Source organism: Rhodosalinus sp. K401 (assembly GCF_041365735.1).
Lineage (GTDB): Bacteria > Pseudomonadota > Alphaproteobacteria > Rhodobacterales > Rhodobacteraceae > Rhodosalinus.
The window spans coordinates 187,379-197,661 of the sequence record NZ_JBGFSI010000005.1 but is presented as its reverse complement, the minus strand read 5'-3'; the positions used below and the strand labels follow the sequence as shown (position 1 = coordinate 197,661).

General features: G+C 70.3%; 6 protein-coding genes and 1 tRNA gene. 3 read left to right on the top strand and 4 right to left on the bottom strand.

Annotated features, from left to right (window positions below):
* The coding region (locus AB6A66_RS08440) for an AAA family ATPase (RefSeq protein ID WP_371055529.1) at nucleotides 1-1,166 on the bottom strand (1,166 nt) is incomplete at its 3' end.
* Nucleotides 1,163-2,284, bottom strand: a complete 1,122-nt coding sequence (locus AB6A66_RS08435) for an exonuclease SbcCD subunit D (protein WP_371055528.1) — start codon at nucleotides 2,282-2,284, stop codon at nucleotides 1,163-1,165. The genes AB6A66_RS08435 and AB6A66_RS08440, both read right to left, overlap by 4 nt.
* A 429-nt stretch (nucleotides 2,285-2,713) precedes the next feature.
* Between AB6A66_RS08435 and AB6A66_RS08430 the strand changes: the two genes are divergently transcribed.
* Together AB6A66_RS08430 and AB6A66_RS08425 are read left to right on the top strand one after the other, a co-directional pair.
* The gene (locus AB6A66_RS08430; RefSeq protein ID WP_371055527.1) at nucleotides 2,714-4,330 is read left to right on the top strand and encodes a hypothetical protein; all 1,617 of its coding nucleotides are present in this window, start codon (nucleotides 2,714-2,716) and stop codon (nucleotides 4,328-4,330) included.
* A 156-nt stretch (nucleotides 4,331-4,486) separates the two neighbouring features.
* Nucleotides 4,487-5,266, top strand: coding sequence for an FkbM family methyltransferase (locus tag AB6A66_RS08425; RefSeq protein ID WP_371039019.1), 780 nt, complete (start codon nucleotides 4,487-4,489; stop codon nucleotides 5,264-5,266).
* Nucleotides 5,267-5,402: 136 nt separating this feature from the next.
* On the opposite strand, the gene ggt is transcribed toward AB6A66_RS08425, so the two are convergent.
* A complete protein-coding gene (ggt, locus tag AB6A66_RS08420) occupies nucleotides 5,403-7,199 on the bottom strand; it encodes a gamma-glutamyltransferase (protein ID WP_371055526.1) in 1,797 nt (598 codons plus the stop codon).
* Nucleotides 7,200-7,549: 350 nt separating this feature from the next.
* On the opposite strand from ggt, the gene AB6A66_RS08415 reads away from it, so the two are divergent.
* Nucleotides 7,550-9,913, top strand: a complete 2,364-nt coding sequence (locus AB6A66_RS08415; protein WP_371055525.1) for a choice-of-anchor F family protein — start codon at nucleotides 7,550-7,552, stop codon at nucleotides 9,911-9,913.
* A gap of 264 nt (nucleotides 9,914-10,177) precedes the next feature.
* Here the strand turns inward: AB6A66_RS08415 and AB6A66_RS08410 are convergent.
* Nucleotides 10,178-10,252: transfer RNA gene (locus AB6A66_RS08410), tRNA-Asn, on the bottom strand.
* Nucleotides 10,253-10,283: the final 31 nt, after the last annotated feature.

Below are 10,283 nucleotides of genomic sequence, written 5' to 3'. Positions count from 1 at the left end.
GTCTGCCGCCGCGGCCCGGCGTTCCGCCTCGCGGCGCGCGGCATCGGCCCCGGCCTTCGCGGCGGCGGCCTCCGCGCGGGTGCGCTCGGCCTCTGCGGCGGCCTCCGCGGCCTGCGTTTCGCGTTGCCGTGCGTCCTCCAATGCGACGTCGGCCTCCTGGCAGGCCCGATTGGCCGTCTCGCGGGTGGCGCGGGCCTCGCGCAGGGCGAGCAGCCGTTCGGCCGCCTGCCGCGCCTCCAGGCGCGCAAGATCGCGGCTGCGTCTGGCGGCGTCCAGATGCTCGGCATGCTTTTCCGCGGCCTCGTGCGCCGCCTCGGCCACGGCGAGGCGCGCGCGCCGCTCTTCCATGGCCNATGCTCGGCATGCTTTTCCGCGGCCTCGTGCGCCGCCTCGGCCACGGCGAGGCGCGCGCGCCGCTCTTCCATGGCCTCGGGATCGTCGAGCGCGGCCAGCTCCTCGCGGCACCGCCGGCGGTCCTTCAGGGCCTCGGAGAGCGCGCGCGCGGTTTCGGCAAGGCCTTGGGCGCGATCCGCGAGCGCCGCGGCCTCGTCCAGCGCGGCCTTGTAGGCGCCGCGGGGCTGCGCGCGACCCGGCGTCGCCAGCTCCGTCAACTCCTCCCGGCAACGGGCCAGCGCCGCGTCCATGCGCCGGCCGCCCGTCATCGCGTCGACCTCGCCTGCCACGGAGGACAGCAGATCGCGGCGCGCGGCCAGCGCCGCGTCGCGGGCCTTTCCGGTGCCGTCCTCGAGGCCGTGAAGGCCCTGGCGCACCCAGAGCAGCCCGGCCGGACCGCCCTCGGCGCCACCCACGAGGTCGGCGATGACCGCCTCGGCCTCGTCGGCGCGGGCGATCACGCGGCCGTCGCGCTCGATCCGCGCCTCGGGACGCGAGAGCCAGCGCTTGACCAGGGTGACGGGCCCGGTCTGCTCGCTCTCGATCTCGGCGCGGATCTCGGGCGCGCCGCCGGCATGGGGCCGCAGCGCGAGCACGTCCTGCGCGCGTGAGCCGTGGCGGGCGTAGAAAAGCGCGTGCAGCGCGTCGAAGAGGGTGGACTTGCCCTGTTCGTTGGCCGCGCAGAGCAGGTTGAGCCCGTTGCCCATCCCGTCGATCTGCACCGGACGGTCGAAGCGGCGGACATGCTCGAGGCGCAGGGCCCGAAGCTTCATGCCGCCCCCTCCACCACATAGGCATAAAGCCGCGCCAGCGCCGCCGCCGCGGTGCGCCGCGCGGTCGCATCCAGCGTTTCGTCCGCGGCTTCGGCGGCAAGCGCGTCGGCGGCCCGGCGCAGCGCGCCGGCCTGGTCGATGGCGTCGAGGTCCGCGGCGTCGGGCTCCGTCGCGAGGGCGTCCGCGATCAGGTCGAAATGCCAGAAATCCGGGGCCGCGGCGGCCGCGGCGCGGGCAAGCGCGGCGCGCTCTGCGAGGCGCGCGCGCCCCTCCGCGCTCAGGCGCAGGAGCATCTCCCGCCGGCCCGAGGCGGGGAGCAGCGCGGCAAGCTGCGCCTCGGGGTCGGTTCCGGGCACCAGCGGCAGCCTTTCCTCCCGCCAGAGGAAGACGCCGGTTTCCACCTCCTCGATGACGGGCGCCGCGCCGGGGCCGGGCAGGGTGACGGCGAGGCAGACGCCCCGGCGCCCGTGGCGGAAACGGTCCTGTTCGGGCGTTCCGGGGTATTGCGTGCGCGCCGAGACGGAGAGGGGGCCGTGCCAGTCGCCGAGCGCGAGATAGTCGAGCCCGGCCCGGCGGTCGCGGTCGGGCGGAATGCTCGCCCCCGTTTCCGCGAAATCGACCACCCCGCCATGGGCGAGCCCGATGCGGAGCGCGCCCTCGGGGCTTTCCATGGCGTCGAGCGCCGAGGTCAGGTCGCGCCCCGGCGCCGGACGCGTGACCGGTGCGGGCAGAAGCGTGACGCCGGGCGCCAAGTTGACCGGCGCGGCCTCGCGCACGGGATGGACATTGGCCGGCGCCTCGGCGGCGATGCGCTCCCAGAGCGGTTCGGCGCCCGCGGCGCTGTCGTGATTCCCGGGCAGCAGCCACCAGCTGACGCCCGCCGCCTCTGCCATGGCGTTGAGCGCCTGCCGCAGCACCCGGTCGGACGGGGTGGGCGTGTCGAACGTGTCCCCGGCCAGAAGGACATGGGCCGCGCCATGCGCCCGCGCCGCTGCCGCGAGGCGGGCGAGCGCGGTATGGCGCGCCTCGGCCAGCGGGCCGCGCACCTCCTCCGGCAGCCGCCCGAAACGGCGGCCGAGATGCAGGTCGGAACTGTGAACGAAGCGGAACTCTGTCATGGATCGGCCCGGGTGAGTCGAGGGCGCAGCATAAGGCGCGGGTCGGAACGAAAAAAGAACGGAGTTGCTCGTTTCTGCGGGACGATCGCCGCAGGGTTGCGTGGCACCAGGACGAGGCGCCCCGCAAGGAAGGGGTCGAGTGGAAGGTGACGTCGGCCGCAGAGATCGAACCGGGGGAGGGGCGAACCGGTGCGCGGTCGGAAAGAACGCGTCCGTGCGCCGCTGAACGATCCTTGGCGCCCTCGGTCCTGCGTCTCTCGCCAGGACCTGTGTGTTTCCGGTCCCGGACGGGATCGAAAAATCGCGGGTGCAATTCTTGCCGGTTCCTTTGACCGCGCTGGCACACTACGCTTACCCGCGCGCGGTGACGACCGGCGGCCGTGGCGAAAGCCGCGGGCCCTGGCATTGGAGACCGGTTCGGAGATGAACGTGAATCGACGACGCGAACATCCGCCCGTCCCGGGCCTTCAGGCCGCCATCGTCGTCTTGGGCATGGGTTTTGCCGACGCTGCCCTTGCCGAGCCGGTCGTCGAAAGCCCCGCACCGCGCCATGCGAATTTCGATACCGGATATCTGCTGCCGCGCGACAGCCTAGTGCTGGAATTCGGGTCGCACCAGACGGGGCCCGACAAAGGGGACGGAACCGGGATCCAGCTTTATCACGGCGGTGTGGACCGGCGCGGTTCAGGGCGGTTGCAGTTCGGCATCGATGCGCAGGTGTTCGATGATCCGCCGGTCTCGGCGATCGGCGGGTCGCTGGATAATGTCACGCTCGCCAATGTCGGCGCGCATCTCAAGGTTCTCCTGAGGTCGGATGCGCGGATGGACCTCGCCGCGCTTGCCGGGCTGGAATATTTCGGGATCGAGCCCGACGCGACGGCCGGGGATGACTGGATCCACGGCGCCGCGGCCACGCTCAAGCTGCCGGCGAGTTTCCGGGTGGGCCCGGATCTCCGCCTTCACCTGGTGCCGGGGGTGACGGTCTTTCCGGATCGGCTGGAGGGGTACGAGTTTCTCGGGACCAACGTGCACATGGGCGTGGGCGCCACCTGGCAGCCCGGCCCGCGGCTGCAGGCCTATGGCGGGGTCACGGCCAGCGTCGGACCGGGCGGCAATACGCTGGACGCCGACGGCGAGATCGAGCGCCGGCCGGTCTGGACCGCCGGCTTTCGCTACGCCGTCACGCCGAGGGTCGCGCTCGATGTCTTCGCGACGAACGGGTTGGGGATGTCGCCGGCCACCGATCTCGTGACGCTCTTCCCGGGCGGCGACGAGGCGCTTTTCGGACTGAAGCTCAGCTATGCGCCGGGTGCCCGCGGCGAGGTGCGGGCGGCCTACGGGGTCGACGCGCCGAGCCCGGTGACGCCGCGCGACCGCCAGTTGGCGCGGGCCGGGTTCACCTTGTCGAGCGCCGATACGCTCAGTCCGGGCCAGGGCCAGCTCGGGCTCGGCGCGGGAAGTGACGACAACGCCGCGCTTGCCCTGCGTTTCAGCCCCGATCACGCGATACAGATCGAGGCCCTGATCGAGGATTACGCCGATGACGGCAGCGTCGGTCCGGACCGCAATCCCAGCCAGGACGCCCGCTACATGTTCGGAGGGCGGCTGCAATTCCTCGACCGCAACAACGGGGATGCCTTTTCCCTCTCCGCCGGGCTGCTTGCCGGGCGCGACGTGGAGCGGCCGACGACCGGCGTGCTTTTCGCCGACCTCGCAGCGAGCCGCGACATCGGCGCGGCGACAGCGGTCACCATCAATCCGCGCTTTGCCGTCTTCGGCGACGAGGAGATCGGCGGCCTCGGCCTTGGCATCAATCACGCTTTCGGTCCGAACTGGCAGGTGATCGGCGAGGTGACGCCCGTGTCGGGCGGCGAGGACGCGGTCTGGGCGGCGGGCGCGCGCTATGCCTTCGACGCGGCACCGGCAAGCCTCGACCTCTTCGCGACCAATGCCATCGGGCGCCACGGGCTCGGGACACTCGTGGCGCAGGACAGCGCGCGGATCGGCGTCGGCGTGAGCTTCGAGTCCCGTCTGTTCCGGCGTTAGGGGCCGGACCTGACCGTCGGCCGCGTTTCGGACGCCGCTCGGGGCAGGCAAGATGGCCGGGTCACTCTTCGGGACCAGCGACGGGCGTTCGCATCTCGGCCATGGCGCCGGCATCGATGGAGCGGCCGATCCGCGCGCCGAAACCTGGAGACCGCGATGCACGCGACATCGAAACCGAAACGAACGAAACCGGCGGCGTCGGTCATCGGCCGCTCGCTGGACATCTACTACCGTGACAGGGCGCGGACCGCGCGCATGGATGCGCTGCACGCAACGCTCGTGTCGCCCGGGGCGCTCGTTTTCGACATCGGCGCGCATCTGGGCGATCGAACCGGAAGCTTCCTCGGGCTTGGCGCATCCGTCGTCGCGTTGGAGCCGCAGCCCCGGGTGTTCCGGGCGCTCCGCCTGATCCACGGCCGGACCCCGGGGGCCACCCTGCTGCCCATGGCCGCGGGGGCCGCGCCCGGGGAACTCGTCCTTCATCTCAACCCGCGCAATCCGACCGTCGCGACGCTCGAGCGGGATTTCATCGCTGCCGCGGCGGGCGCGCCGGGCTGGCAGGACGAGGTCTGGGACAGCGCCGTCACGGTGCCCGTCACCACGCTCGACGCGTTGATCGCGCGCCATGGCACGCCCGATTTCGTGAAGATCGACGTGGAGGGGCACGAACCTGCCGTGCTGCAGGGGCTGAGCACCGCGCTGCCGTTGCTGTCCTTCGAGGTCACCATGATACAGCGGGCCGCCGCGCGGGCCTGCATCGCGCGGTTGGGCACGCTCGGGACCTACGAATACAATCTCAGCCTCGGCGAGGAGCACCGGCTGCTTCATGACGGGTGGCAGACGCCGCAGGAGATCTCTGCGACGCTGGACGCTCTGCCGGCGGCCGCGAACTCCGGCGACGTCTACGCGCGCCTCGTCCGTCCCGCCTGCGGGTGACGTCGCTCGAAGGGCAAGCCCGTCCGCCACGGGGCGCGGCGGTCTGGCCGCCGCCGAGGGTAGGCGGGCGTCCCCCGGGCCGGACCTGCAGAGCTTGCGGGGCTCGCGGGGGCTGACCGGAGCGGCCCCACGCTTTCTACCGGCCCAGCGCGATGCCCTCGCGCCGCGGGTCGGCCCCGCCGGTCAATCCATCGGCATCTATGGCGATGGCGTGCAGGCCCGAGGTCAGGCTACGCGCGTTCACCTCGTAGCCGAGCGCCGCAAGTTCCTCGGCCAGGTCTTCCGCCTCGGTGCCGGCCTCCAGATCGAAGGTGCCGAAGCGGTTGACGGCCCGCGGCATGGCGACGGCCTGCTGCACGTCCATGCCCCAATCCAGATGCGCGATGATCGTTTGCGCGACATACCCGATGATACGGCTCCCGCCGGGAGAGCCGACGACGAGAACCGGCGCGCCGTCCCGCAGGACGATGGTGGGCGCCATGGAAGAGCGCGGCCGTTTTCCGGGCTCCAGCCGGTTGGCGACCGGATAGCCGTCGGCATGGGTGCGGAACGAGAAATCCGTCAGCTCGTTGTTCAGAAGGAACCCGCCCGGTGCCATCAGTCGCGAACCGAAGGCGTTCTCGATCGTTGTGGTCATCGAAAGCGCGTTGCCGTCGCGGTCCACGATCGAGATGTGCGAGGTCGACGGAAGTTCCAGGGAGGTGTCGTCGGCCCAGATCCGCGCGTGGTCCCATTCGGGCCGGCCGGGCGCCACCTCGGGCAGGGCGTCGTCGCCGGCCAGCAGCGCGCCCCGCTCGGCGAGGTAGGCTGGATCGACAAGCCCCTCGGTGGGCATGGGCACGAAGTCGCTGTCGGCCATGTAACGGCCCCGGTCCGCGAAGGCGAGCCGCGAGGCGTCGCCGATGAGCCGCCAGGCCTCGGCGCTCTCCGGTCCGAGCTCTGCAAGGTCGTAGCCCCCGAGCATGCCGAGGATCTGGCCGACGGTCAGCCCCCCGGACGAGGGCGGCCCCATCCCGCAGACATCATGCGCGCGGTATTCGACGCAGACGGCGGGCCGTTCGACCACCTCGTAGGCGGCCAGATCGGCCAGCGAGAGAAGACCCGGGTTGCCCTCGGCCGCGCGCACCGTGGCGACGATCCCCTCGGCGATGGGACCGGAGTAGATCGCGTCGGCGCCCTCGCGCGCCATGGCCCGAAGGGTCCGGGCATAGGCCGGATTGCGCAGCGTGTCGCCCGCGGAAAGGCCCGTGCCGCCGGGGAAGAAATACGCCTCTGTCGCCGGGAAGCGGCGCAGGCGGTCCGCGTCGCCCGCCACGAGCTCTGCCAGACGCGGCGAGACGGTGAAGCCGTTTTCGGCATGCGCGATGGCGGCGTCGAAAAGGTCGCCCCAGTTGGCGCGGCCCCAGCGGCGATGCGCGGCCTTCATCAGCGCCGGCGTGCCGGGGGTGCCCACCGAGCGCCCGCCGACGACGGCGTCGAAGAAATCCAGCGGCTCCCCGCTTTCGTCCTGAAAGAGCGTGGGCCGCGCGGCCATCGGGGCGGTTTCGCGGCCGTCCAGCGTCGTCACCGCGCCCGTGGCGGCATCGTACCAGACCAGGAAGGCGCCGCCGCCCAGGCCGGAGCTTTGCGGCTCGACCAGTCCCAGTACGGCCTGCACCGCGATCATCGCATCCGCAGCGCTGCCGCCCGCGGCCAGCACCTCGGCCCCGGCCTCTACGGCGAGCGGATTCGCCGCCACGACCATCCAGGTCTCCGCCCTGACGGGCACGCCGGCCGCACGGGCCGCGAAGGCCGCCTCGGCCGCGGGCGAAAGCCCGGGAAAGGCCGCCGCCCTGGTGCTGGCCTCGGGCGCGACGGCGTCGGCGGCCTCCTGCGCGGGGGCGGCGAAGGCCGCCCATGCCAACAGCGCGGCAAGTGAAACGGGTCTCGTCATGGATGCTCTCCGGTCATGGCTTGCCGCAACAGCATGCCCGACTCGGCGGACATTGGCACGCCGCAATGCCGGACCGCGCGGGAAGAGCCGCGTCTTGGGGCCATGGCCGGTGTGCAGGCGTCACGCATCCCGACGCGGAATGGCGGATCCGCCTGCGGCGGGCTTGCCGTGATCGTTCCGCCACAGCCGCGCGGGACGGGTCAGGTCGTTGATAACTATCAACGAAGTTGCATTCGACACACTGCATACGAAAAGCCGCGCCGGGCGGATGCTGCCGGAATTCCGGCATCTCGTCCTGCGCGAAAGAATGGCGGCCGGAGAAACCGGGCGCAGCAGCAAGTGGAGTTGACATGCAAAAGAGTGACACGGGGCTTCTGGCCAGATTGCGCGTTGGGGTATCGCCCCTCGTTCTGGCGGCTCTTGCGGCCGGACCGGTCTGGGCGGGAACGCTGGACGACGACGTGCTGGTGGGAACATCGGGGGATGGTCTGATCCTCGTCGACGAGGAAGAGGGCGTGGTCGCGCCGGGCATCAAGGCCGTGACCTTCACGCGCACGCGCATCGAGGATCCCGAGAACGAAGGAGAGTTCCTTTTCCTCGATCCTTTCCCCGTGTTCCTCACCGACTACTCGGACCTCACTTTTCGCGGCGAGATGACGAACTGCCTGATGGCCAGCAATCCCGACGTCTACTGCGACTCCGAGCGGGGATCCGGCAAGCGCATCAAGACGCTGCTGACCGGACCGACGCCCTTGGACCTGATCCTGTCGACCACGCCGGGGTCCTTGCCGGGCGAGACGATCACGCTCCAGGGCGAGGAGGGGCCCGTCGAAGTCGACACGTCGAGCGTCGATTATTTCACCTTCGGCAAGATCGAGAACTTCACCGGCGCGCGGATCACCGGCTTTTCCGTCGAACTGCTCGACATGGACGGCACGCCGATGGGCGAACTCGACGCCGCCGACGCCGTCCTCTTCAATCTCGACACGACGGAGATCGGCCTCGGCGGACGGCTGGTCGACGGGCTTTTCGGCGCGGGCGGCAACGAGGGAGAGATCGGGTTCTTCACGACGAACACGGCCGATCCTGAAAGCACCGCCAATCGCGCCGGGTTCAGCAACGATTTCACGATCGACGTGCTGGATTTCGGCCCCGGGGAGACCGCGCTGCTCTCGCAGACGGATTATACCGCGTTCTTCGGGGACGCGTTTATTGCCGACAGCATGGTGCCCGACGGGTTGTTCTGGGACGACAACGACAATCCCGACGACGAGTCTGCGCTGGTGGCATGGTACAATGTCGGCGCAGACCAGTGGACCTACGGAAGCCTCGCCCCCGACGCGGGCATCGATGCGCGCCTCGACGAGCTTGCCGCCGCGCTCGGTGTCGACGCGGCCGATCTGGCCTACGCGCCCGGCGATCCGGTCCCCGACGCGATCCTCGAGCGCGCCGAGAGCAACGGGCTTTTCGGCGTCGACAGGATCGAGGATCTGCGCAATGCCAACCTGAACTACACGATCACGGTCGGCAACGTCGAGGACGGGCAGTTCATCCTTCGCTACGCGCCGCGCTTCGCGCCGATCGTGGAAGAGACACGGACGCCCTACCAGTTCAGCGTGGCGGGTGCGCTCGATTCGGCGAACATTCCCTATCTCGGCGCCGACGAGGACTACCTGACGGCGATCAACGAGATCCTCGCGATCGAGGAACCGGCCGAGCAGAACACAGCGCTCGAGCGTCTGGGCTACAGTTTTCTCGGCGCCTATGGCGGGCTCGGCTACGAACTGGCCCGCAACCAGGTCCACGCCCTCGGCACTCCGGCGGGGGTCGGCGCGGCGGGCAGCGCCACCGTCTCGACCCAGGGCAGCCCCTGGTGGCAGATGGGTGAAAGCATGCAGGGCTTCGTCTCGCTCGGCGGCAGCACCGGCGAGGTCTCCGGCACGTCGACGGGCGGCGATTACGACTTCACCACGACCGACGTGAGCTTCGGGCTCAAGACGACGCTGGTGGACGGGCTCGATGGCGGGCTGATGCTCGGTTACGGCCGTGCCGACGCCGACATCGACGACTCCCGCGGCTCGCTCGACGCCGAGGGGTTCGCCTTCGGCGGCTTCATCGAGGGACCCATCGGCGCCGCCGGCAGTTTCCGCGCCTTCGCCGGCGTCCAGAACCTCGACTTCGACAGCGAGCGCAATATCGACATTCCGGGCTTCACCGGGACAGCCACCGGCGACACCGACGGCACGGTGACCTTCGCGGGGATCAGCGCCGACTACATGGCGGTGCGCGGGGCCGGCTACGCCTTCGGCCCGATGGGATCGATCCAGATCTACAACACCTCGGTGGATGGGTTCGACGAAACCGGGGCCGGGATCTACAACCTCTCGGTCGAGGATTTCGACGACAGCTTCACGCTGGCGCGTCTGGGCGCCCGCGGCGAAGCGATGCTGGGCCAGGCCACGCTGCGCGGACATGTCGCCTATGCCAGCCGCAACGGCAGCGATGAGAGCGTGCAAACCGCGTTCGACAATATCCTGGTCGCCAGCACGCCGCTCGACGGCAAGGATGACGACTGGCTGGATATCGGCCTCGGGGTGTCGATGCCGCTTGGCGGCAGCGGGTCGCAAACCTCGCTCGATGCCGAGTATCGCGGCGCGTTCTCGGACGACTACACCAGCCATGGCGCGCGCCTGTCGCTGCACATGCGCTTCTGAACGACGGGCCGGCCGGGATCTTTTTCCGGCCGGCTTTGCCCGTCATCGGCCGCTTTCTCCTAGAATGTTGGCTTCGGGAATGGCGGAAGGACCCGGCGTCCACCGGCCTGCTCACGGCGGCCAGGGTCGCAGGGTTGCCGCGCGGCGATCATCGCCACCGCATCGAAATCGCAAGACGACCCCGCGCCTTACCTTCCGCGCCGTCCGCGACAAATTCCGGGAATAAAAAAGCCCCCCAAAGCGTTGACCTAAAAGGGCTTATTTTGGCTCCGGCGGTAGGGATCGAACCTACGACCAATTGATTAACAGTCAACTGCTCTACCGCTGAGCTACGCCGGAACACGGCGTGGGCTATACCAAGGTGCGGCAC

Excerpts from the sequence above, each read along its gene's own strand:
- AB6A66_RS08435 (WP_371055528.1), bottom strand. The coding sequence starts at position 2,284 with ATGACAGAGTTCCGCTTCGTTCACAGTTCCGACCTGCATCTCGGCCGC.
- AB6A66_RS08415 (WP_371055525.1), top strand. The coding sequence starts at position 7,550 with ATGCAAAAGAGTGACACGGGGCTTCTGGCCAGATTGCGCGTTGGGGTA.
- AB6A66_RS08425 (WP_371039019.1), top strand. The coding sequence starts at position 4,487 with ATGCACGCGACATCGAAACCGAAACGAACGAAACCGGCGGCGTCGGTC.
- ggt (WP_371055526.1), bottom strand. The coding sequence starts at position 7,199 with ATGACGAGACCCGTTTCACTTGCCGCGCTGTTGGCATGGGCGGCCTTC.